Source organism: Pseudomonas sp. KH_021 (genome assembly GCF_057838865.1).
On record NZ_CM174477.1, the window covers coordinates 2,882,766 to 2,905,914 of the forward strand.

General features: G+C 58.1%; 24 protein-coding genes and 1 pseudogene. 7 read left to right on the forward strand and 18 right to left on the reverse strand.

Features of this window, described 5'->3' with window-relative positions; all coding sequences use genetic code 11:
- Positions 1-527: 527 nt before the first annotated feature.
- The 11 genes from arsH to AC3IX4_RS13415 form a co-directional block, all read right to left on the reverse strand.
- Positions 528-1,223 carry an arsenical resistance protein ArsH gene (gene arsH / locus AC3IX4_RS13365; RefSeq protein WP_489260978.1) on the reverse strand — a complete coding sequence of 232 codons (696 nt, stop codon included), beginning with the start codon at positions 1,221-1,223 and terminating at the stop codon, positions 528-530.
- 11 nt (positions 1,224-1,234) lie between these two features.
- Complete coding sequence (locus AC3IX4_RS13370; protein ID WP_489260979.1) at positions 1,235-1,705, reverse strand: arsenate reductase ArsC; 471 nt, start codon at positions 1,703-1,705, stop codon at positions 1,235-1,237.
- A gap of 29 nt (positions 1,706-1,734) precedes the next feature.
- Entirely contained in the window at positions 1,735-3,018 is a 1,284-nt protein-coding gene (locus AC3IX4_RS13375; protein ID WP_489260980.1) for an arsenic transporter, read from the reverse strand.
- Positions 3,019-3,041: 23 nt separating this feature from the next.
- Complete coding sequence (locus AC3IX4_RS13380; RefSeq protein ID WP_489260981.1) at positions 3,042-3,389, reverse strand: metalloregulator ArsR/SmtB family transcription factor; 348 nt, start codon at positions 3,387-3,389, stop codon at positions 3,042-3,044.
- Positions 3,390-3,576: 187 nt separating this feature from the next.
- Positions 3,577-4,275, reverse strand: coding sequence for an NIPSNAP family protein (locus AC3IX4_RS13385; protein ID WP_489260982.1), 699 nt, complete (start codon positions 4,273-4,275; stop codon positions 3,577-3,579).
- A 14-nt stretch (positions 4,276-4,289) separates the two neighbouring features.
- A complete protein-coding gene (locus tag AC3IX4_RS13390; RefSeq protein ID WP_489260983.1) occupies positions 4,290-5,354 on the reverse strand; it encodes a maleylacetate reductase in 1,065 nt (354 codons plus the stop codon).
- On the reverse strand, positions 5,351-6,019 hold the full coding sequence (locus AC3IX4_RS13395) for an alpha/beta hydrolase (protein WP_489260984.1): 669 nt from the start codon (positions 6,017-6,019) through the stop codon (positions 5,351-5,353). Before AC3IX4_RS13395 ends, AC3IX4_RS13390 begins: the two co-directional genes overlap by 4 nt.
- Positions 6,020-6,092: 73 nt before the next feature.
- Positions 6,093-7,043 carry a VOC family protein gene (locus tag AC3IX4_RS13400; protein ID WP_489260985.1) on the reverse strand — a complete coding sequence of 317 codons (951 nt, stop codon included), beginning with the start codon at positions 7,041-7,043 and terminating at the stop codon, positions 6,093-6,095.
- Positions 7,044-7,117: 74 nt separating this feature from the next.
- Complete coding sequence (locus AC3IX4_RS13405; RefSeq protein ID WP_489260986.1) at positions 7,118-7,891, reverse strand: citryl-CoA lyase; 774 nt, start codon at positions 7,889-7,891, stop codon at positions 7,118-7,120.
- Positions 7,888-9,387: a class I adenylate-forming enzyme family protein gene (locus tag AC3IX4_RS13410; RefSeq protein WP_489260987.1), complete on the reverse strand. Its 1,500-nt coding sequence runs from the start codon at positions 9,385-9,387 to the stop codon at positions 7,888-7,890. The genes AC3IX4_RS13405 and AC3IX4_RS13410 overlap by 4 nt, the downstream gene beginning before the upstream one ends.
- A 188-nt stretch (positions 9,388-9,575) precedes the next feature.
- On the reverse strand, positions 9,576-11,249 hold the full coding sequence (locus tag AC3IX4_RS13415; protein ID WP_489260988.1) for an arylsulfatase: 1,674 nt from the start codon (positions 11,247-11,249) through the stop codon (positions 9,576-9,578).
- 297 nt (positions 11,250-11,546) lie between these two features.
- On the opposite strand from AC3IX4_RS13415, the gene AC3IX4_RS13420 reads away from it, so the two are divergent.
- Positions 11,547-12,941: an alginate export family protein gene (locus tag AC3IX4_RS13420; RefSeq protein ID WP_489260989.1), complete on the forward strand. Its 1,395-nt coding sequence runs from the start codon at positions 11,547-11,549 to the stop codon at positions 12,939-12,941.
- Positions 12,942-13,013: 72 nt separating this feature from the next.
- Here AC3IX4_RS13420 and AC3IX4_RS13425 read toward each other — a convergent pair whose 3' ends face one another.
- Entirely contained in the window at positions 13,014-13,853 is an 840-nt protein-coding gene (locus AC3IX4_RS13425) for a helix-turn-helix transcriptional regulator (protein WP_489260990.1), read from the reverse strand.
- 150 nt (positions 13,854-14,003) lie between these two features.
- Between AC3IX4_RS13425 and AC3IX4_RS13430 the strand changes: the two genes are divergently transcribed.
- The 4 genes and pseudogenes from AC3IX4_RS13430 (at position 14,004) to AC3IX4_RS13445 (ending at position 17,080) form a co-directional block, all read left to right on the forward strand.
- Positions 14,004-14,771, forward strand: a complete 768-nt coding sequence (locus AC3IX4_RS13430; protein WP_489260991.1) for a GntR family transcriptional regulator — start codon at positions 14,004-14,006, stop codon at positions 14,769-14,771.
- A 334-nt stretch (positions 14,772-15,105) separates the two neighbouring features.
- Positions 15,106-15,180, forward strand: a pseudogene (locus AC3IX4_RS13435) (hypothetical protein); the annotation flags it as partial.
- Between the two features lie 38 nt (positions 15,181-15,218).
- On the forward strand, positions 15,219-15,665 hold the full coding sequence (locus tag AC3IX4_RS13440; protein WP_489261397.1) for a hypothetical protein: 447 nt from the start codon (positions 15,219-15,221) through the stop codon (positions 15,663-15,665).
- A 311-nt stretch (positions 15,666-15,976) separates the two neighbouring features.
- A complete protein-coding gene (locus AC3IX4_RS13445) occupies positions 15,977-17,080 on the forward strand; it encodes a DUF3616 domain-containing protein (RefSeq protein WP_489260992.1) in 1,104 nt (367 codons plus the stop codon).
- A gap of 30 nt (positions 17,081-17,110) precedes the next feature.
- On the opposite strand, the gene AC3IX4_RS13450 is transcribed toward AC3IX4_RS13445, so the two are convergent.
- Positions 17,111-17,593, reverse strand: a complete 483-nt coding sequence (locus AC3IX4_RS13450; protein ID WP_489260993.1) for a nucleoside deaminase — start codon at positions 17,591-17,593, stop codon at positions 17,111-17,113.
- Positions 17,594-17,629: 36 nt separating this feature from the next.
- Positions 17,630-17,782: a hypothetical protein gene (locus tag AC3IX4_RS13455; RefSeq protein ID WP_489260994.1), complete on the reverse strand. Its 153-nt coding sequence runs from the start codon at positions 17,780-17,782 to the stop codon at positions 17,630-17,632.
- Positions 17,783-18,421: 639 nt separating this feature from the next.
- On the opposite strand from AC3IX4_RS13455, the gene AC3IX4_RS13460 reads away from it, so the two are divergent.
- Positions 18,422-19,324, forward strand: coding sequence for a universal stress protein (locus AC3IX4_RS13460; protein ID WP_489260995.1), 903 nt, complete (start codon positions 18,422-18,424; stop codon positions 19,322-19,324).
- Positions 19,325-19,415: 91 nt separating this feature from the next.
- Here AC3IX4_RS13460 and AC3IX4_RS13465 read toward each other — a convergent pair whose 3' ends face one another.
- The 4 genes from AC3IX4_RS13465 to AC3IX4_RS13480 form a co-directional block, all read right to left on the reverse strand.
- On the reverse strand, positions 19,416-19,706 hold the full coding sequence (locus tag AC3IX4_RS13465) for a hypothetical protein (protein ID WP_489260996.1): 291 nt from the start codon (positions 19,704-19,706) through the stop codon (positions 19,416-19,418).
- Positions 19,707-19,868: 162 nt separating this feature from the next.
- Positions 19,869-20,519, reverse strand: coding sequence for a DUF2459 domain-containing protein (locus AC3IX4_RS13470; protein ID WP_489261280.1), 651 nt, complete (start codon positions 20,517-20,519; stop codon positions 19,869-19,871).
- Positions 20,520-20,582: 63 nt separating this feature from the next.
- Complete coding sequence (locus AC3IX4_RS13475) at positions 20,583-21,017, reverse strand: GFA family protein (RefSeq protein ID WP_489260997.1); 435 nt, start codon at positions 21,015-21,017, stop codon at positions 20,583-20,585.
- Between the two features lie 72 nt (positions 21,018-21,089).
- Entirely contained in the window at positions 21,090-22,031 is a 942-nt protein-coding gene (locus tag AC3IX4_RS13480) for a carbon-nitrogen hydrolase family protein (RefSeq protein ID WP_489260998.1), read from the reverse strand.
- 102 nt (positions 22,032-22,133) lie between these two features.
- On the opposite strand from AC3IX4_RS13480, the gene AC3IX4_RS13485 reads away from it, so the two are divergent.
- Positions 22,134-22,817 (forward strand): winged helix-turn-helix transcriptional regulator, encoded by a 684-nt coding sequence (locus tag AC3IX4_RS13485; protein WP_489260999.1) that lies wholly within the window; start codon positions 22,134-22,136, stop codon positions 22,815-22,817.
- Positions 22,818-23,149: the final 332 nt, after the last annotated feature.

Here is a 23,149-nt window from a genome sequence, read left to right on the forward strand (position 1 = left end):
GGCTATATGAGGGGGGGCGCAACGGGGAGTGGAGCGCCGGTCCCTGGCGCTCGGGGTCATGGTGTTACCTGGTGTCAGGCAGTGGCACTATGATCTTTTATGGGTCTGAACAGGCCGGATAGTCACGTTTCTTCAAACCGGTATACAGCTGGCGCGGACGACCGATGCGTGTTTCGACTGTCCCCATACCCTATCAGGCCGATCCTGTTTGTGAATCGCCCCTGAATAAGTGGACATTCGATGGCCGCTTTTGGCCGATTCTGTTGAAAAAGTCGGCCATGGTTTCTAAAGCAGAAAAGTACGCGTCGGAGATTGAAATCCTGAATGTCCGCAGAGCCTTTCAGGCTGATATTTCACGTAGAAGCGTGCTGAAGAGGCGCTTTCACCGATCCATCCTACGGCATTCTGAAAAAACCGACTTTTTCAACAGAATCGGCCGTTTTCTGCCTGTCGCATGGCGTACCAGTTCGAATAACTCGAGCATTTCGTAATGGGTAGCTGACGACCCAAATCGGACATCTCTACATTCAGATCGACCGTTGATTCACACGCTGAGTCAGCTCTTGCGCTGACTCTTTACGTTCCGAGTAGCGGTCAACCAGTTCCGGGCGATCCCTTAGCAGCAGCGTGAACTTCACCAGTTCTTCCATGACGTCTACCACCCGGTCGTATAGAGCGGAGGGCTTCATGCGATTTGCATCGTCAAACTCCAGGTAAGCCTTTGGCACGGAAGATTGATTGGGGATCGTGAACATGCGCATCCAGCGCCCGAGCACGCGAAGTTGATTCACCACATTGAAGGACTGGGAGCCGCCGCAGACCTGCATCACAGCGAGGGTTTTTCCCTGGGTTGGGCGAATGGCACCTAAGGCCAGCGGAACCCAATCTATTTGTGCCTTGAATACGGCGGACATGGAGCCGTGGCGCTCGGGCGAGCACCACACCTGGCCTTCAGACCATTGCATCAATTCGAGCAATTCTTGGACTTTCGGGTGGTCCGAGGGGGCATCGTCTGGTAGCGGCAGGCCTGATGGATTGAAAATCCGCGTCTGGGCACCGAAGTGTTCAAGCAGTCGGGCTGCTTCCTCGACCAGTAGACGACTAAACGACCGCGAACGCGTGGAGCCGTACAACAACAGGATGCGTGGCTTGTGCTGAACGTCGTGTCCATTGTCAGTGGGCTGAGTCAGTGAAGTGTCGAGGTTGGGCAGTAGATGGTTCATGAGGGCTCCGGTTACAGTGTGCTGATGCGGTCGAGTTCCCGCTTCAATGCATCGTGATCAAGTTGGGTGAAGGGCAGGGAGAGGAACGCCCGGCAGCGCGTTTCGATGCGCGCCAGGGTTGAGTGAAACGCCGCAGATACCGTCGCCTCGTCTCCCTTTACATCTGACGGATCTTCCAGTCCCCAGTGGGCTTTCAGGGCAGGCCCAAAATACACGGGGCACGCCTCACCGGCGGCCTTGTCGCAGACGGTAATGACAATGTCCGGTGGACAGGCTTCGAAAGCGTCGTTGCCTTTGCTGCTTAACCCGTCGATGGCAATGCCAGCTTCCTGCAACGTAGTCAGGCTGCGCGGCAGCACCTGCCCCTTGGGGAAGCTACCGGCGCTGATCGCCTGGAAGCCTGCTGGCGCGAGATGATTGAACATCGCTTCGGACAAAATGCTGCGACAGCTATTGGCGGTACACATAAACAGAACGCGCATGGTGGCTTCTCCTTTCAGGCAGGCAAGTACTAAATGCTCAAGCGCAAGGCCAGGGCAGACAACGTGATAAACAAAATCGGAAGCGTCAGGATCACACCCACCTTGAAGTAGTAACCCCAGGTAATGCGGATACCCTTGCGCGCCAGGACATGCAGCCAAAGCAGGGTTGCCAGGCTGCCGATGGGGGTGATTTTGGGACCCAGGTCCGAGCCAATGACATTGGCGTAGATCATCGCCTCACGCACCACACCGGTGGCGTCACTGGCCTGGATCGACAGCGCGCCCACCAACACCGTTGGCATGTTGTTCATGCCCGATGACAGCAACGCAGTGAGAAAGCCAGTCCCCAGCGCGGCCCCCCATATGCCGTATTCCGCCAAGTGGTTCAGGGCCATCGTCAGGTAGGTGGTTAGGCCCGCATTTTTGAGCCCATACACCACCAGGTACATGCCCAGCGAAAAGGTCACGACTTGCCAAGGGGCTTCACGCAGCACGCGTCGCGTTGAAATCACATGACCGCGCGCAGCAACGCAGAACAGCATCACGGCACAGGCCGCTGCAATAACACTGATAGGAACGCCCAGTGGCTCCAAGGCGAACAGCCCGATCAGCAACAGCCCCAGCACCATCCAGCCGACGCGAAAGGTCAGGGGATCTCGCACGGCACGTCGAGGGTCTTGCAGGTCATCCAGTGAATAGTGTTTGGGGATGTCTCGACGGAAAAACCCGTACAGCACCGCCAGCGTGGCGCACACGGAAACGATATTGACCGGCACCATGATCGAGGCGTATTCGCTGAAACCCAGGTTGAAGTAGTCGGCCGAAACGATATTGACGAGGTTCGACACCACCAGCGGCAAGCTCGCCGTGTCGGCAATAAAACCGGCCGCCATGACAAACGCCAGGGTAGACACGGGCGAAAAACGCAGTGCCAGCAGTATTGAAACAACGATGGGGGTCAGAATCAGGGCGGCACCGTCATTGGCAAACAGGGCGGATACGGCTGCCCCCAACAGTACGGTGAACGCAAACAGACGATGACCGTCACCCTTGGCCCATCGCGCCACATGCAACGCAGCCCACTGGAAAAAGCCTGCCTCATCGAGCAGTAAGCTAATAATGATGATCGCGATAAACGTCGCGGTGGCGTTCCAGACAATGCCCCACACCAGTGGAATATCGTCCAGCGTCACGACGCCTGCAATCAGTGCCAGAACAGCCCCCAAGGAGGCACTCCAGCCGATGCCCAGGCCCTTGGGTTGCCAGATGACCAACACCATGGTGAGCAGAAAAATGGAAAACGCAGTGAGCATGAGAGATCTCGACAGAGGCTGGGTCAGCAGCAGGCGGCAGTGTTGAGCGGGCGGTCGCCCATTGCGTTGAGGCGAGTGCTGTTTTCCTCAAGCCAGTCAGCGTTGGCGGTCAGCGTGGTCTGAAGAACGTCGCGCACCCACGTTGGCAACTCTGGGTTGAGTCGGTAATACACCCACTGCCCCTGGCGGCGGTCGAGCAGCAGGCCACAGCCGCGAAGCTGTGCAAGATGGCGAGAGATTTTGGGTTGACTGTCATCCAGGGCGCAGACCAGTTCACACACGCATAACTCACCTTCACGAGTGATCAGCAAGGTGGCCCGCGCACGGGTTTCGTCGGACAGGCATTTGAATACTGCGGCGGGGTTGAGCATGGATGCGGCTCGTTACATATGGTTATCCGAATATACATCTATCCATATATTTTAGGCAAACCTCGAATGAGACGCCCCGTAGGAGCAGAGCTTGCTCGCGATGGCATCACCGCGGTTTATCGTAGACCGCAGCGATGCCATCGCGACCAAGGTCTGCTCCTACAAGCGGTGGGCAGTGCGCAGCGCATCAGGCAAACAACGGCGACATATCAGCGACCGGGGAGGGCGTCAGTAGGCGTGTGTCGCAGCCAGTGCTCAGGGGCGCCAGGCTACGCTGGAAACTGACCCAGCCTGGCGCGCTCGAGAGGTGTTGGCGGTGCTTGAGCAACGCCAGCGTGTCTGGGAAATGTCGATAGATCAGGACCTCATTGAGCGCGCCAACGATGGAGCTGAACGTGGCAAATATACCGTTCAACAGCCGCGGATCATCACTCAAGACGTGTTGACGCAAGGCTTCCCAGCACGCAGGTACGCCGCCAGCACGGAAGCTGAATGTTGTCTGCTCGATCACACTGTCCGGTCCGAACAACGCACCTTCACTCAGTTGCTGATCGCGACCGTTACCCCAGTACGGCGTCAGCTCCGGCAAAGGGGCAGGTAACAGGAATTGGCTCTCTTGCCGGGTGATCAGCGGGCGAACCGCCCGAAAGTACGGCTGTAGTTGCGCCTTGGCGTAGACACTGGAAAGCCGGCTCTGCCAATCCTCAAAGTTGTCGTAGCGATACAGGCTGATGATCTGGTCGGTGGGGCCGCTTCCCGTAGAAAATGCCCCAATCAGACGCTCCAGGATCGGCTTCAGGCCGTCTTCGCCGCGTTCGCGCTGCGCTTGCCAAAACAACGCTTCGCCGCCCAGGCCAAGTGTGTAGGTGCGATGTTCGATCAGCATGTCGGACCTCTTTATCAGCGAGGGTCGTGGCCATCGAAGGCACGCTGCAGCAGTTCGCGCAACGCCACACGCTCCAGCGGCCGCGGATTGGGGTAGGGCGCCGACGCAACCAGTTCGCACGCGCGATCAAGCCCGTCTTCCGGCATGCCGATCTCGCGTAGCGAACGCGGGGCACCCAGGGCATTGCTCAAGGCAAATAGACCCGCGATGCCATTCTTGCAGCCCAGCGCACGGGCCAGCGCTTGCATCGCCTGTGGGGCGAACGACGCGTTGTAAGCCAGCGCATGAGGCAGGATCACGGTGTGCAGTTCGGCGTGTGGCAGGTTGAAGCTACCGCCCAGCACATGGCAAAGCTTGTGGTGCAGGCCCATTTGCACACGCCCCAGCACCGAGCCACATAGCCAGGCACCATACAAGGCGTCCCCGCGAGCTTCGAGATCGCTGGCATTACGCTGCAGCGCTGGCAAAGCATTGGCCAGCGCCCGGATGCCTTCTTCGGCCATCAGTCGATGCACGGGGCTGGCGTTGTGCGCATACAGGCCCTCGGCGGCATGGGCAATGGCGTTCATCCCGCTCGTCATGCTGATCGCCAAGGGCAACTTGATGCTCAGCTCCGGGTCATAAATGACCGTGCGTGGCGCTACCCGCCAGTCGCGGCCGGTTCGCTTCTCGCCCTCGGCGGTGATGCCGTACAGCGGCGTCATCTCAGAGCCTGCGTAGGTGGTCGGTAATGCGATGATCGGCAGCGAAGTCTCCAGGGCCATGGCCTTGGCCAAGCCGATGGTGGAGCCGCCGCCCACGGCTACGCAGGCGTCGGCACCGCTCTGCTCGAACGCTTCGAGGGCCCGATGCACGGTGTCCAGCGGCACATGCATCACCGCACCACCGTACACGCCGGCACTGCGCTCGCCCAGCAACTGGGCGATCTGTTCACCCAGCGCGACCTGGTCCGGGGTGGTGATCACCAAGGCACGGCGAGATCCGAGCGCATCAAGCTCGGCGGCAACACGGCCACGGCTGCCCGGGCCGAAGATAACGCGAGACGCAGGTTCGTCATGAAGGAAGGGTTGGGTGCTCATGCTCTGTTTTCCTTGAAGTCGGGTTCGGCGTCCAATAGCGCGCGGGCAAAGTTGATCTCCGCGTCACGAATGCCATGCTCACTGGCCGGCTCAATATGAAGGTGTACCTGGGCGCCGGCGTGGCGAAAGAGTGCGGCGCTTTCCTGCACGCTTTCTGGCGGTACGTGGGGGTCGTTGTCCCAGCTCGACAGCAATACAGGCAGGTCGCGCAGTGCCGGCCGGTTAATTTCGCGCACAAGGCCCGGCGGGCCGATCAGGCCGCCAGTGAAACTTACGAGTGCTCGATAACGGTTGGGGCTGCGCCAAACGAATTCGCAGCACAGGCATGCGCCCTGGGAAAAGCCCATCAGTACCTGTGACTCGTAGGGGAAACCTTTCTCGACCAGTTCGTCGGAGAGTCGCTCAAGGCGTTCCAGCGCTTGGGGCAGACGGGGTTCGTTGTTTTGTAGCGGCGCAATAAAACGCTCTGGGTACCAACTGCTGCTGTCGGCATCGGGTGCGAACCAGGCCAGGTCCTCACGGCCGAAGCGCTCGACGACCAGGCTGTGCATGAGCTGCGCCGATTGGCCACGGCCGTGAACGAGGATCACCGCCAGGCGAGCCGCAGGCGGTACGGCGCCGAAGTGCTGGGCCGGTTGTGCAAGATGGGGATTGGGCAATGCCATCGTCATGCTCCTGAATATCTTCCAGGCGTTGCCCGTGAGCACCGCTATGGGTGACCACGGGCAAGGCCGCTGCTCAGTACTTCAATGATTCCAGCGAACGGAGAATTTCCTCGCGCTGATGATGGAACTGTGGAGCGATCATGATTTCCGAGCCCAGGTTCTCGTAGGTTTCATCGATCAGAAAACCTTCTGGCTTTGAAACCGTGGCCTCGAACATGGCGCCGCTGGGCGTGCGCACGTACATCGATTCGAAATAACCGCGATCCTTGCGCTCGGAAGTGTCGGTGAAGCCCAGCCCTTCAAGGCGGCGCTTGACCTGATCTTGCACCTTGTGGTCGGCGACCTGGAAAGCACAGTGATGGATCGTGCCTTCGCCATAGGTCCAGGAGGCTTGCGGCAGGTTGTTTTCCAATGCGAAATCGACGTATTTGCCCGAACCACCCTGGCCGAACTGGAAGCGGGTGAACTTGCCGTCGCGATGGGACTGCATAGCGCTCCAGGCATCAACCATGAACTCTTGCGAGGGCTCCATGGCCGGCGTGTTGATCACAATGGTATGCAGCCCTCGAATCGCCAGCTCAGCGGGCACTTCACCGTTGGAGTAGGGCTTGCGATCGTCATCGGCGATACCCACGAGCTCATAGGGAATGCCACAGGGGTGCGCAAAACTCAGCACTTGCTCGCCGAAGCGCTCGCTGTAGGTGACTTCAAAGCCATAGTCGACAAGACGCCGGGCCCAGAAGCTGATGCTCGACACGGGTACCGACAGGCTGATCGTGTTGATCTGCCCAGTGCCACGCTGGCCTTTGCGGCCGAAGTGCGCGACCGGAAAGCAGGTCAGCAAGGTGCTTTCTTCACCCATGTCATTGCCGTAGTAGAGGTGATAAAACGGCTTTGAACCGTCATAGATCAGCGTCTTCTTGACGCTCTTCAGAGACAAGACCTGGGTGTGGAAGTCATAGTCTTTCTGGGCGGTGCCGACATTCAAGGTGATGTGATGGTGACGCTCAATTGCTTGGTTCATGATGTTTCCTCATGAATTTGTTGTTTTTAAATGCCAAGTCAGGGAGTGCTGAGCAACAAGGTTTGGCGAGGACCTCAGTGCTTGGAATCGTCGTGCGCGGGTGCCATCGCTTGATCGACAAGCTCCCAGATAAATCGGCCCGAGGGCTCGTGCTGTTCCTCTGCGATATGGGCGATCAGGCCCGCGGTGCGGCTGAGTACGGCGAAGCCTCGCATCAGCGCTGGCGGTACGCCGATATCGGCGAGCAGCGCCGCAACCGCGCCGGTTGCGTTGATGGTGATATGCCGGCCAGCCGCTTTGTCGATAGCGCCTGCCAGGGTGAGCAGGGCCTGGCAATGCACCCCAAAGGTACCGACCTGGCGGGCAAGATCCAACAGAGCGATGGCGCGTGGATCGTCCGGTCGATGCAGATGGTGGCCAAAGCCAGGCACCGGTTCGCGTCGGCTGCGGTATTGCGATGCAATTGCTTGGGCGCTCACGTTGGCCTGTTCGCCAGCCTCGACAATTTGGTGCAGCAGTTCGGCGGCCGGCTCCATGGTGCCGACAAACCGACTGGCCACTGCAAGCAGGCCCGCAGCGATCCCGGCCTGGAGGTTCTCGGGCGAGCTGGAATAGACCATTCGCGCCGCGATGACGCTGGGCGTCATGCCGTGCTCCATCAAGGTCACCAGTACTGCCTCGACAATCGCAAGTTCTGCCGCATTAGGCTGCCTGCCGAATGTCTGGCGCATGAAGACCTCGATGAAACTGGCTTTGCCGATCAGGTCCTCGACGAGGTTGGCGTCACTGTAGTGAATGGCATCTTCGCCATGGCGGCAAAGCTGTGTGCGCGGAGTGTGCAGGCTCATGCTGGCTGGCTCGCTCTGATAATGGCTTCGCGCACGGCCGGCTTGATGACCTTGGCGACTGCGCTCTGTGGCAGCGCATCAAAGAAATGGACGTGCTTGGGCGTCTTGACCGAGCCCAGCTCGCGCTTGACCAGCCCCATCAGCTCATCAGCACTGACCTGCATGCCGTTTTTCAAACACACGGCCGCATGCACCGCTTCGCCCCATTTCTCATCGGCGATTCCGACCACTGCGCAATCCGCGACAGCCGGGTGGGAGGCGAGGACTTCTTCGACATCGCTGGGGTACACATTGAAGCCGCCGGTGATGATCACATCGCGCAGACGATCACGCAGAAACAGGAAGCCGTGCTCGTTGATCAGGCCCACATCGCCGGTGCGTAGCCAGCCGTCCACAATCGTCTTGCGCGATGCTTCTTCGGCGTTTAGGTAGCCACACATCACCAAATCACCCCGTACAGCGATTTCGCCCTCGACCCCAACCGGTTGCGGTTGACCGTCCGGGTCGAGGATCGCCACGCGAGTGAGCAGTGAAGGCCTGCCAACGGACGCGAGGTTGTCGCCGTGCAGTTGGTCGGGCGGCATGAAGGTGATGATTTGCGGTGCTTCAGTTTGACCATAAGAGGTGCAAACCACCGGGCCAAAGGTCGCTTGGGCCGCGCAAATCTGCTCGCTGCGCATGGGCGCACCGCCGTACACCAGATAGCGCAGGCTGGAAAGGTCTCTGGGCGAGTGGCGCTGCGCTTCGGCGAGCGATTGAATCAGGGTAGGCGGGGCAAAGAAAATCGTGGCCCGATGCTGCGCGGCAGTGTCGAGCAGCACGGCTGGCGTGTTGCTGTACGGGAACACCAGCGCACCACCAGCACCCAGCAACGGCAACATATAGGTGCCGGTGCCATGGGTAATGGGCGCTGCAACCAGATAACGATCATCGGGCGTCAGGCCGAGCTCATGAATCTGCGTGACGATGTTGGTGTTCCAGGCGCGCAGCGGTTGGATCACGCCCTTGGGCAGGCCGGTGGAGCCGCCCGTGAATTTGATCGCCTGCGCGCGTTCCAGCGAAACCTCACCGGTTGAGTTTGGCCCCATCAACAGCTCAGACGGGCTTGGAGCCGTTTGAAGCAAGACTTCAAGCAATTCCAGGCGCGCCGAAATCCCATATAAACGAGTCGCCATGGCTTCGTCGGCCAGGACCAGCGTCGGTTCGGCAAATTCGACAATGCGCCGCAGTTCTGGGTCGCCGTTACGCGGGTTGAGAGGAATCCAGACTTTGCCGGCCGCCATGACGGCCAACAGGGCGATCAGGTGTTCCTCGCTGTTGGCGGCGGCGATGGCGATACGGCTACCTGGTTGCGGGTCCAGAGCATTCAAGGTTGCAGCACGCGCCAGTACGTGAGTTGCCAATTCACGGAACGTCATCGTGCCCATTGGACTAATGAGCGCGGTTCGCTCAGGGAATCGTTCAGCCGAGCGCCACAGAAAATCTATCGGGTACATACGTTCTCCTTGGATGGGCAACTTCGAGCCGACGGGCGATCACGGACGGCCTTGATGTCTGAATGTTCGAACATTTCAATATTTGTGTCAATGCTTCATGTTCCCGTAGGAGCAGACCTTGGTCGCGATGGCATCCCCGCCGTACATCAGGCACACCGCGGTGTGGCCATCGCGACCAAGGTCTGCTCCTACGGGTTTTGGCCGAAACACTTGCCATACAGGCATGTTTGGAACCCGTATTTGAGGTCCATCGCTGCGTCCACGACATGGTTTCGCGCGACGTATGCGTCCCAGTCGCTCGAAAGCTGTGCCACTTTTTCCGGGTAGCGCGTTGCCAGGTCGGTGGTCTCGGTAGGGTCGGCCTTCAGGTCATACAATTGCCATCTACCAGGACCATAGGGAGGGGCCATATAGATCATTTTCCAGTCGCCTTTGCGCAGTGCACGACGACCTAGCAGCTCCCAACCCATCACACGGTCGTCTTGTGCTTGCCCCTTAAGGGCCGGCAGCATCGACACCCCCTGCATCGGGTACACGTCTCGCCCCTGATAGCGCGTACCGGGGTGTTGGACACCGGCGAGCTCAAGGAAGGTGGGCATGATGTCCATCACGCTGATCATGGCGTTGTTGATGCTGCCGGTGTCTTTCAAAAAGGGCGCGCGAATCATCGCCGGAGTCTTGATTCCGCCTTCGCTGGTGAACCCTTTGAAGTACCGATACGGGGTGCTGCTGACCTGGGCCCACTGCGCGCCATAATCCATGAACGAGCCTTTGCGGCCGAGGTTCTGGAGGCTGTTATCGAAGGTGCTGTCGACCCACTGGCGATTGCCCGGCAGGTCGAGCGGGCTATTGCCGTCGGCACCGTTGTCGGACATGAACACCACCACGGTGTTATCGAGCTTGCCGGACGATTTCAGGTAGTCCATCAGGCGTCCGATATGATGGTCCATGTTGCCCACCATGGCGGCATACACCTCCATGCTCCGGGCCTGTTCCAGCTGTTCCTGGGGCGACAATTGCTCCCAACTGGGTAATCCCTGCATAGGAAGATTGGGGGTGGCTTCACCCTTGACCAGGCCAAGTGCCTTCATGCGCGCCAAGCGTTGCTGGCGAACTTTTTCATAGCCTTCGCTGTAGCGACCCTCATATTTTTTGATCCACTCATCGGGCGCTTGCAGGGGCCAATGCGGGGCGGTGTAGGCCAGGTAGGCGAAGAAGGGTTTGCCGTCACTGCTGTCGGCCTTGAGGTAGTCAATCAGCCGGTTGGTGTAAAACTCGGTGGAAAAGAACCCCTTGGGGACGTCCACCAACGTGCCGTTGTCGCGGTACAGCGCTTTGGGTTCGATATTGCGTGTCGGGATCTGGTCGTCGTAGTGGCTGGCGGCGCCCTGCAGCAACACGTACGAGCGCTCAAAACCCTTGGCCTTGGGGCTAAGCTCCTCGGTGCGCCCCAGGTGCCACTTGCCCGTCATGTAGGTGTGGTAGCCGGCGTTTTGCAGGACTTCGGCGATGGTCACCACGCGACTGTTCAGGTATCCCTCGTATCCGGGCTTGCCCTTTTGCTCGGGCTGCATGAGCTCAGCCATATTGCCCAGGCCCGCCTGATGGTTATCTGTACCGGTCAGCAGCATCGAGCGTGCAGGCGAGCAGGTGGGGGCGGAATGGAAGTTGCCCAGGCGAACGCCTTCCTGCGCCAGTTGGTCGAGGTGGGGTGTCTGGATTTCGCCGCCGAAGCTGCCGATATCGCTGTAGCCCAAGTCGTCGGCTACGATCACCAGCAGGTTGGGTTTTTCGCCTGCATTGACGGTAATGGCGTAGAGGCACAGGGCAATTAATGAGCACGATCGAAAGCGCATTTTCATAGCAGGTCCTTATTGTTGTTATCCAGCCCTCGGGTAGCCGGCACAGTATTCTGGAGCCTTGATCGATGAACCGTTATCAATTAAACGGCGCGACTTAAGCTTTTGCGCAACTCTTTTTGATCAATATAAGTTCGAGACATTAATGGGCTTGACAGAAAAAAGCTCCGGCAAGATAGTTGCGCCTTCAATATGTTCGAACAATCGAATGCGCCGGATATCCTGACAGGGTTTCCGCTCAATCCGTGCGTTCGCGTTGGTTACTGAAGTCATCAAAAAAATAAGAACGAGGCTTTGTGGATGCGTGCGACTTTGTGGGTACTTCCTGTTCTATTGCTGGGCCATACACCCGCCTTTGCGCTCCCGCCGGTCAATGCGTTGGAGCAAAGCCGCCCCCCGCGGCCTGGGCCGCCTCGATGGATTGAGGATTATCGATTTCTAGACGCACCCGAAAAACGCACGTCTGCGTTTGATTCAATTCGCTATAACCGACTGAGTAGCGATGCGTGGCTGCAACTAGGTGGCGAACTTCGCTATTTGAGCGATGTGATTGAAAATCCGCTGTTGGGCCTGGCCCCGGTCAAAGACGATTCTTATCTACAGCAGCGTGTACTCCTGCATGCGGACTTGCATCTGTTCAATGATTTTCTACGTACCTTTGTCCAGTTGGAAAACACGCGAAGCTGGGGGAAAGACTTACAAACCCCTCGCGATGAAGGCCGTAATGATGTTCACCAGGCGTTTGTCGATAACCAATATGGCATTAACGGTCATTCATTAACTTTCCGTTTGGGAAGACAAGAAATGGCGTATGGGTCTCAGGTGTTGGTGAGTTATACCGAAGGGCCGAGTATCCGTCAGTCTTTCGACGGCCTGCGCGTCAGCCTACAGAAACCAGGGACCTACCGGCTGGATGCTTTTTATACGCGTCCGGTTCGTTATGGCCTTGATAATTTTGATGACGGCTCTGATGACAATCGTTTGTTCTATGGCCTGTATGGCACCTTCGGCGTTGGTAAAAGCACCAGTTTCGATCTTTATGCCATGGCGCTTGAGCAAAAAGACCGCCAGATGCTCGGTATGCTGACCGATGAAGATCGTTACACCGTCGGGACGCGGATTTTCGGAGCGCAGGCCGGGTACGACTGGAGTTGGGATTTCATTCATCAGCAGGGCCATCTCGACAACAAAACCATCAAGGCCTGGGCGGTATGGAGTGACACGGGTTATACATTCAATAACCCTTGGCGAACCCGCCTGGGCTTTCGGATCGACGGCTCCAGTGGCGACAAGGATCGCAATGATGGAACCGTCGGTACCTTTGATCCGTTGTTTCCGCGCAATGGTGTCTATGGCGAAGCCAACCTGACGACGCTGGCCAACCTGATCGCCGTCGGGCCGGTATTCGCGTTTTCGCCTCATCCGACCGTGCGGGTAGAAACCAGCCTGTTCAAACTCTGGAGGGAAAGCACCGAAGACGCCGTTTACTTGCCGGGCATGAAGACTGTTCCCGGAACAGCCAATGTTTCCGGCACTGACATAGGCTCCATCTATCGCCTTAACGCTCAATGGGGGGCCACGCAAAACCTGACGCTAGGACTGGAATACAAGTTCTTCAAGGCGGGGCATGTCATTCACGAGGCCCAGGGCAGTGATGCGAACTTTGTTGGGCTCAGGGCCTACTTTCGGTTCTAAATCATCCGGCGTTTTTCGCCAGGACAGACCGCCTTTAGCAGGTCGGTCTCCTGGCGTCCGGTCAGAGGATCACTACCACCGTTGCGCCAATGTCTGTGACGGCAGTTCATTGAAGGCGTTTTTATAGGCGGCGCAAAAGTAACTGGGATGAGAGAAGCCCCACTCATAAGCAATGCTGTGCAGCTGCACTTCGCCGGGGCGATGTTTGATCAAGAGTTCTCGAATGCTGTTCAGCCGAAGGGTTTGGATATAGCGCATCGGGCTGCTGGCCAGGTGTTTTCGAAAGCCTTGTTCAAGACTCCTGCGGCTGACGCCACACGCCCCCGCGAGTTGATCGGCACTGAATGTCTGCCTGATGTTGCCGTGAATATACTCAACCGCGCGCTTGATCGGCCGGGGTAGCAATCGCCCCGGTGGCGCGCCATTCAAGGATTGATAGAGTTGTAAAAGCAACTCGAACAGTAAATCCAGCAGGTGGCGCTGGCCTTGCCCGGTATTGAGAAGCCCTGAGCGATCATCAGACTCTACCTTCAAGAGGTTCAGCAAGTTTCGAACGCTCGCAACGCCTGGCTGCAGGCAATCCAGCCGATAGGCATGGCCGGGTACCACAGCAAGATCCAGGTCATGAAACCTGCTCAAATGCTCGACCAGCCGATCTGACTCAACGCAGATCAACACGACTCGAGTCGGGTCCTGGCAGTGCATCGTTGCCAAGTAACCCGGCGTACAGAGCAAAAGGTCGCCTGTATTGACCGCCTGCCCCATCCCCACCGGGCTGACGGCGCCTGACTCAACCTGCATGAAGTACCAGCGGGGCGCTGGAAAGCAATCGCTGGCGCTCAGCACACTTGGCAGCGACGTTTCAACGATCTCTACGCCTTTGCAGGCCAGCAAAACCTCTCGGTGATCCATCTCTATCCCCCTCTGTTGCCTTTTGCGATCAGGAGTTGAACATCTGAATGTTCGAATAATTGACAAATCATCTGGCCCTACTCATGATTCTGTCAAGGGCTAGAGACGTAGGCGCTGCGTGAAATGTCCGGCCGGTTCAGAGGAAAACAGATGCAAGACCCTATTACTTCACCGTTTCTGCTCGACAATCAGCCGGAATATTTATTGGTCGCCCAAACGCTCATGCAGGAGATTGAGAATGGGACTCGCCCGGTAGGGTCGTTGTTGCCCTCAGAAGGGGAGCTGTGCAAACAGTGGCAATTGAGCCGATACGGTGCTCGGCAGGCGATCAGTCGTTTGAGCTCACTGGGGCTGGTCTCCAGCCGTCCGGGCATCGGTACGCGGGTCATTGCCAGGCAGCCTTCGATGAGCTATCGGCAAACCCTGAGTAACCTGGCGGACCTGAGTCAATATGCTCAGTTGACGCAATTCGAGATCACCGATAAGTCTTTTATTGCACCGGACGAGGCGCTTAAAACTTTGCTTCGTAGCCGCTCAGATAAAGAGTGGTTGCATGTTTGTGGGCTGCGGACCGATACCTCGACGCAATTGCCGATTTCGCGAGTGGAGATTTATGTCAGTCGGGCCTACAGCAAGCTTCCAGGGTTGTCGGGAATTTTAAAGATTCCTGTCTACGAACTGATTGAAAAGCAATATGACCTGCGCATCACGCGACTCGAACAGGAAATCCAGGGATTTATTATCCGTGGTGACGACGCGAAAGCGCTGTTGGTCGAGGAGGGCAGTGCGGGCTTGCGTATTATCCGTACTTACTTCATTGGCACCCAAGTCGTGGAAGTCACCGTGGGGATTCATCCTGCCGAACGCTTCAGTTATTCCATGCACCTGGACTTAGATCTGGAACGACGCCCAGGGTAGGAGCCAGCCTTGCCGGAATGCCGGACCACTGCGATGGCTGCGCCGCGGTACATCAAGCAGACCGCATTGACCCCATCGCGGCTAAAGCCAGCTCCTACTCCAAAGCTGTAACATGAAAAATATTTAATCTGCAGTGAGATCGCCTCCGCCAGCAAGCTTTAATGCTGATTATCATTTGTTAGTTTATCAAATTAGACCTCATCTTCTGACTCATCAGTCGTTTGGATAATCACAATGCAACAATGCGTTCACTGCACAGTGGGCTATTGTCATTGCTATTCAGCGATTCGGGGCTCTGCTGCTTGGCAGGGGCCGACAGATGAGAGGAAGAGGTATGTTCGGTTTAGAGGCTCTCGATCTCGCCCGAATCCAATTCGCGTTCACCGTGTCGTTCCACATCCTGTTCCCAGGTTCCAGTGCACCGAGACACTCGATTTCACCATTCCCTTGGGTTCGTTCGCAAAGGCCGACTTCCGCATCTTCTGTAACAGCTCGTTCGACCCGTCCGGCCTGAGCTTCGAAAATGGTCGCGGCCTCGTCGATGCAAATGCTCGACCCTATGATGGTGATGAGCCATATATGGTCGTGGCGCTCGATGGCGCGGAGCGGGAGAATCTGCGTGAATTCGCGCCAGCACTGCTTTCGGCAGCCCAGCTTCAGAAGTTTTTCAACGTGAAAAGCGGCACGCAAACTTCGATCGAAGCCTTTGTCGAAGCGATGAAGCTGCTTAATGACTCCAAATATCGCATCGAAGCAGATCGTCTCAAGAAGCGCATTGATGCGCTCAGGGCTGACCCCAGCCACGAGGCAGTTGCACTAGCCAAACTTCAGGAAACGTATGACGCACAAGTTGCTAATATCGTATCCGAAGTCATGAAGCCGCTTACGGGCTGAGTGAGAACGTAGTTCGATGTTTGGCCAATGCTTTTACACAGCCTGGTCCGAAAGCGGACCTTCTCCATGGATTGCTCACCGCGGTGGCGTTGGGCATCAACTTCCAGCCTCCGGCTGATGAAGAGGGGCTGGAAATTGTCATTTGCCGTCGGTAAGAAAGCATTGCGCATGCCTACGTTCGACCGAGCTATTCTTCTGCGCTCTATTGCCTGTGAAAAAACGGACTAGCGAACAGCCTTGATTGTCGCCGGGCAGCCACTAACCTCGACAACGGCTTCTTCGCTTCACCCCATAAAGACAGGAGAGCGCTCATGAGCGAGCGAAGCAATGCGGTGATGTTGCACTTTGATCCGGCGTTTGCGTCGTTGCGCGATGGCCTTTCGGTCGCTCTGCAGATGGGTGGCACACTCTGGGTGGCCAACGACGAAAGCACGAGCCTGGAACGCCTGAGCATCCACGATGCTGCGCCAGGCGATGTGGTGACGTGCGACGAGCATCAGTCGTTCCCTCTCGGGAAGTATCTGGACCTACCTCTATCGAAGCCAGACGCCGAGATCGATATCGAGGGGTTGGCCTTTGCCCAAGACAGTGGCTACCTCTGGGTGGTGGGCTCCCATAGTCTGAAGCGCAAGAAGGCCGAGGCCGACCAGTCTGCGCAGAAGAATATCAAGCGACTATCGACGGTAGTGGCGGACGGCAATCGCTTTCTGTTGGCGCGCATCCCTGTGGTACAGGACGGCAACAGCTATGTACTCGCCGACAAGGTAGAGGCCGATGGACGAACAGCGGCGCAGTTGCATGGCAACGAGGTCGGCAACGACCTAACCATTGAAATTGCCAAAGACGATCAGTTACGAGACTTTCTGCGCATCCCGGGTAAAGACAACGGTTTCGATATCGAAGGGTTGGCGGTAATAGGCTCGCGCCTTTTGTTGGGGTTGCGGGGGCCGGTGCTTCGCGGTTGGACCGTGCTGCTGGAGATCGAGCCCGAACTCAACGGCGACTCGACTGACACGCTGGTACTCAACAAGATCGGTCCGGATGGGCGCCGCTACCGCAAGCACTTCTTCGACCTGAATGGCCTGGGTGTGCGTGACCTGTGCAGCAGCGGCGACGACCTACTGATTCTGGCGGGACCGACGATGGACCTGGACGGACCGGTAACAGTCTTCCGCTGGCGCGGCGGCTTTGCATCAGACGAGGAAAGCGTAGTCTTTACCGATCAATTGGAGACGGTGCTGGAGGTGCCGTTTGGGCAAGGCGACGATCATGCTGAGGGCATGTGTCTGTTTGATTCTAGTGAGCAGGGTGCGGAGGTTCTGCTGATCGTCTACGACTCAGCGGCGGAGAGTCGTAAACACGGTGACGCAGGCGTGGAAGGGGATCTGTTTATCCTGAATGATCGGAGTCCATAGCGAACTCCGATCTGCAGGACACTCGCCGTATCAGTACGGCACACGATCATCCTTGTTCTTGTACCGCTTCCACACATCAACGGCTTCTGTGCGCATGATCTGCTGGCTGGGGATGGAGCGCTCGGCCATCGGCTTTTTCATTTCGCCGTAAATCATGCTGTCGTCGAAGTCACCGTATTCCAGGGCGTCCCCATTGGTCGATGCGTAGAAGATGCGCGAGATGCCGGCCCAGTAGGCGGCGGCCATGCACATCGGGCAGGGCTCTGCGCTGGTATACAGCGTCGCGCCGTGCAGCTTGAAGCTGCCCGTGGCTTTGCAGGCATTGCGTATGGCTTCGATTTCGCCGTGCCAAGTCGGATCATTTTCGGCGACCACTCGGTTCGCACCTTCGCCAATAATCTTGCCGTCCTGCACGATGACCGTGCCGAACACGCCGCCGGCGCTTTCGATCAGCGAGGTCTTCTCCGATAGCTCAATGGCCCGGGTCATGAATTTCTTATCGTCTTCTGTCATCACAAGCCTCTCAGGGGATTGGGCGCACATCACGCATCAAAACAACAGCATGAAGATCGCCAGTTCGATTCCATACAGGGCCAGCATCGTGCAAGCGCCGAGGATTTCGCGTTGCCAGCGCCGCGCCGGCGTACATCGCAGCCACCAGGCCATGCCGCGTACCGCGATCTTCATCAGCGGCCAGGACATCAACGAACCACCAAGGGCTAACAACGCCAACCTCACAGACCATGGCACGTTGCAAAAAATGTAGGAGAGGCGGGGGCGCCTAGCCTTTAGCCGCGAATGCGCCGCGCGGGCGGCGCTCGATTTGGGCAACAGCGCAAAACCCACGGCAAGCGCCTGGAAGCCTTGATGCGATCCTCTTCATTCTCATGGTGAGCCCGTAGGGTGCCTGTCAACAGATCGCATGAGCCTCACGAAGTGCCTGCCTTGGGTTTTCTTTTGTTCTTGAGATCGAGCGCCGCCCGCGCGGCGCATTCGCGGCTAAAGGCTAGGCGCCCCCGCCTCTCCTACATTTTTTGCAACGTGCCATGGCCTGTGAGATTGGAGTTGTCAGCGACGCGCAATACCTAACGTTTGGTTAAGAGACGGGCTTTAGTCCGTCCCTGTGAGTGAAGTGTGTGTTGACGTAATCGTCTCAGCACTCCGGCAGTAAGGTGACTTGAGTTCGCGCCTCACCTCGACACGGCCAAGTGGGAATTTGATGGAATCCAGGCGTATATTGATAGTGTCGATCCAGATAGTTGAGGCGATAGTAAATCGTCGGTGGTGTGACAGGCGAGAGCGCTGGGGGAACTCGATATCCCGTAACGTTTGGAGGTGTACATGAGCCAATATCAACGACTCTTTCTGATAGCCGGTCCAGCCATGCGTCACACGCCGGCGATGGAACGAGCTGTCGCCATTGCCGAAGCCACTGGCGCAGCGCTGCACATCACGGTGTTTATCGAAGACTCCAACCTCTTGGGTTTGATGAGCGCCGGTGCGCGCTTTCGTGAGGCCTGCCAGAAAGAGAACGAAAAGTGGCTGCAGGATGAGGCTGATCTGATCCGTGGGCGCGGGGTTGTGGTGAGTACCGAAGTGCTTGTGACTCGCACCGCGCTGCAAGAAATACTTCGGCATGTGGAAGAAATGCAGCCGGATCTGGTTATCAAGGACGTGCAACACGAGTCAGCGCTCAAACGCGTTTTCATTACGCCTCTGGATTGGCACCTGTTGCGCGAATGTCCGGTGGCTGTGCATCTGGTCAGTGAAGTCAGGTGTCCACTTCCGCGGGTGGTCGTGGCGGCAGTCGATCCGTCACAACCCGAGACTCAGATCACAGGCATCAACGACCGCATCATCCAGGCGGCGAACGGATTGTCGATGCAATGCAGCGCGGAGCTGCATCTGCTGTATGCCTACGATCTATCGCAGACACATATATCCGACGCAGGCGCTGGTGCAGTGACGATGCTTGGCTTCAGCAACGATGTGCGCAAGTCACTGCAAAAGACATTTATCGCCTTGGCCGCCCACTACGGCGTGCCCACTGAGCGACAACACTTCGTTGAAGGGCCGCCTGGCAAAGCGCTGGCCGACTTTGCAGCGCATCACCGGGCCGATGTGATAGTCATGGGAAATGCGCATCGCAAGGGGCTGGGCAAATGGGTCGGCAGTACGACGGAGCATGTTCTGTATCAAGTGCCCTGCAACATTTTCGCCGTTACGGGGTCTGCGGATCAGTGAATGGATTCGCTATTAAGTGACTCTCAAAGAGCGCCTCAGCGACCAGGACCGCACGCTGATGGATATTGTCGTGGGGGATCGCCGAGGCGCGCTAATTGATCTGCACAATGACTGGACCCTCCGTAACGACCGGTGGGTTCGCGTGGATGTGCGAGGCGTTTTTCTGAATCCAGTCACGCGCGACTTTCATGCTCTCATCGGTGCCGGCCTTGTCCGTGCAAACGGTCACCGACATACCGCCATCACCGAGAGGTAACAAGGTGTAGCTTGCGAGGCCAGAGACTTTCCGGAGCGCAGCTTCGACGTCGGCCTTTTGCTGTTCTAAAACATCGAAAAGCTGCTTTGCGCCAGGACCCGAGTAGGTTCTTATCACCGCATACATAGTCGTCTCCCTTATGAGTGACCGTCTTGATACCCATCTGGATCCGCTGATGGCCGCCATTTTTTGGATTTCAGTACGGACCGATCTGTTGAGCGTAGTCAAACGTCGGTGACAAGCGATATGCAATTTCGCAAACAGGATTTTGGGTGAGTCAGGCGCGGGTTAGCGGGTAACCAGGCAAGATGCATCCGCCGCTGTCGCCCGGCGCAACTGCGACATGACGTTCCCCGCTGTCACTACCGCTCTAGGCGACATAGGGCAACTGCTCGCGGCCAGCGCCTCTGCGACCCAGGTATTGCAGGTATAGAACAGTGAATAGCTGCCCTCGGCCTGGTAGAACCGGCTCTCGCCATACAGGCCAGGCCCGAGTGCCGGCAAGGCGCCCGTCGCTGAGTGGGTGAAGGTCCCCGCCACGAACGCGAGCAGTCGTCGGTAGCCGTCCTCCGTCACCCGCACCTCGATGACCTCGCTTGCGGCGAAACGCCGCCTGGGGTCTCCGACAATATTGACCACATGCAACACGGTTGCCGTCGACCCGAACAAGGCCCGCAGGGCGAGGCTCAAGGTGGCCTGTGGGGCCCGATAAAAGTCCTCGTCACCCCAGCCGAATTCGACGAAGTCACCGTCGCCGAATGCTTCGGCCAGTGCGGGAAGCACCTGAAGTAGATCGGGGCGCGCAATCACCAACCCAGTATGCAGACCATGATTCACGACATAGAAGGACCGCCAACCGCCGTCCTCGCCCCTCGGTGTGCCGGACGAGGTAGCGCAGCCGAACAGTGTCAGGACCAGGGCCAGCACTACAATACGCATACTCAAGGGCTTGGAGGCTCGCTAACGAAACGCGGGAAACCCCCGGCAGGGGGGCGCTGCTGACTATTCATCCAGGCTGTCGCCCGATCCGCCTAATTCGCTGGGGACATCCTTTAGCTTAGGCAATCCGTCTTTGATACGCAGCACGGTCTCCTGATAGTGGACGTGAACGCCTGGCGAAAACGCGAGTTCCGGGATGACCGTGGCATACACGTCGATGAGCCCCATTTCCGGGTGTTCGGTGAAGATGTGCCCACCGCAGTTCTTGCACCATTTACGGTAACTCTGCGGTGTCTTATTGTAGGTGCCGATCTTGTCAGCCCCTTGGGTTACTTGCACAGCCTCGGGTTTCCACAGCGTGAAGGCATTGATCGGCCCGGCTGACCAATGTCGACATGACTCGCAATGGCAATAGCCCATCGCGGCGGGCTCACCGCTGACCGTGAACTCGACTGCGCCGCAAAAACAACGGCCTTTATAAGACTTTTGAATGCTCATGGAATGACTCCTCTATCGGTTGTTACGCGATACCGCCGCAGAGGGCATGGATCGCCTGAGCGTTGCCTGGGTTCACCCGTCGATGTAGCGCACCGCCGTCGCCGGCGAGCGCCGGACCTGCAGTTCAAAAATGTCTGGGCGCGCATAGTGCCCGGTGACGTTGAGCGCTCGCCGCGCTGGCGCCACGAGTGAGACGTCGATGTCCGCATACAGAATGCCCGCTTCTCGGTGTAATGGACCGGCTGTGATCCGGCCTTGAGGACTGACCACCACCGAGTCGCCGTCGTTGATCCACTCGTCCGGATCAGGAAACAGTTGCTCGCGCGCCGGAAAGTCTTCGGGGATGTCGCTGCCGCGTAGCGAAGTGCCACTGCCCAGCACCCAGCATCGACCTTCGAGTGCAATGTGACGCATCGTGCTGATCCAGCCTTCGCCATAGTCGTAGGTGGGGGCGATGTAGATTTCCACGCCTTGGGCATACAGAGCGTAGCGCGCCAGCGGCATGTAGTTTTCCCAGCAGATAAGCGCACCCACCCGACCGACGGGAGTATCGACCGTACGCAACCCGCTCGCATCTCCGAAACCATGCACCATGCGTTCGGGGTTGGTTGGCATCAGCTTGCGGTGTCGGTTGAGCACTTCACCGTTCGGACCGATAACGACTACGCTGTTATAGAGCGTACCGCCGCCATTGCGCCGGTCGCATTCATTGATGCCGCACACGATCGTCACGTCGTGAACGCTGGCGGATTCGCACAATTGGCTCAAGTCACCGTTAGCAATATCAACGGCGTTGGCCAGCAGTTGAGTGTGCAACTGGCCCATTACCGCCCCGTCCTTGCCCGCTGCCAGCCGCCAGATCCATGACGGGTAACCTGGAATGAATGATTCGGGTAACACAATCAGCGAGGCTCCCGCCGCCGCTGCCTCAGCGACCGATTGCACGGCCCGGGCGATCGTCGCGCTGCGATCGAGCAGCACGGGCGGACGCTGAATGATGGCTATCGTGGTCATGGCGTTCTCCTTCGGTGGTTGGCTATCGACGTTCAGAGTGCGCGCGCGCCAGTCGCGAGGCTAGTTCAGAATCTGAAGTGTTGTGATTGCGGAGGACAGGCGATGGAAGAGGGCTACGGTCAGTTCTGCACGGTTGCGCGCGGTGCTGAAGCACTGTGCGAGCGCTGGACACCCTTGGTTGTTCGCGAGCTGCTGTGCGGCAGTAAGCGCTTCAATGAACTGCACCGCGGCGTACCACGGATGTCTACCAGCTTGCTGGCACAGCGGCTGCGTCATCTGGAAGAGATCGGTGTGGTGCATCGCCGGGCTGCTGGCAAAGTATGGGAGTACAACCTGACCGAGGCGGGCGAGGAATTGCGCCCCATCATCATGGCGCTAGGCCATTGGGGCGCGCGCTGGATAGGCAGCCGTCTACGCGACGACGAACTCGACGCGGGCCTGCTCATGTGGGACGTGCGCCGGTTCGCGCGCCTCGAGATGTTCCCGCCCCGGCCGGTAGTCATCCAATTCAAGTTCCGCGACGCCCGATCCGGCGAGCAACAATGGTGGCTCGTGGTCGAACAGGGTGTGGCAGATCTTTGTCGCGACGACCCCGGACGCGAACTGACGCTCGTCGTGGACTCTAGCGTGCGCGCGTTGACCGAAGTGTGGACGGGCGATCGTACGCCCAAGGAGGTTCTTCAGTCGCGGGAACTGCGTGTAGAAGGTCCGGTGCAGGATGCGGAAAATCTCTGGCGCTGGCTCGGCACCAGTGCGTTCGCCAGTACCCGGCGCGCTGCAGTCTAGGTTCTGTGCGAAAATCCTTAAAACACCAAATTGGATAGAATCGCCGCCATCAAAGGCAGGAACCTCTGATCCCCCCGAAACCACAAAGATCTAAAGCCGAACCTCCAAGGCTAACAACGCCAACCCCACAGGCCATGGCACGTTGCAACCAATGTAGGAGCGACAAGGCTTCCAAGCGCTTGCCTTGGGTTTTGTGCTGTTGCCGAGATCGAGCGCCGCCCGCGCGGCGCATCGCGGCTGAAGGCTAGGCGCCCCCGCCGCTCCTACATTTGTTGCAACGTGCCATGGCCTGTGGGGTTGGGGTTGTTAGCCTTGGTGGTTCGGCTTTAGTT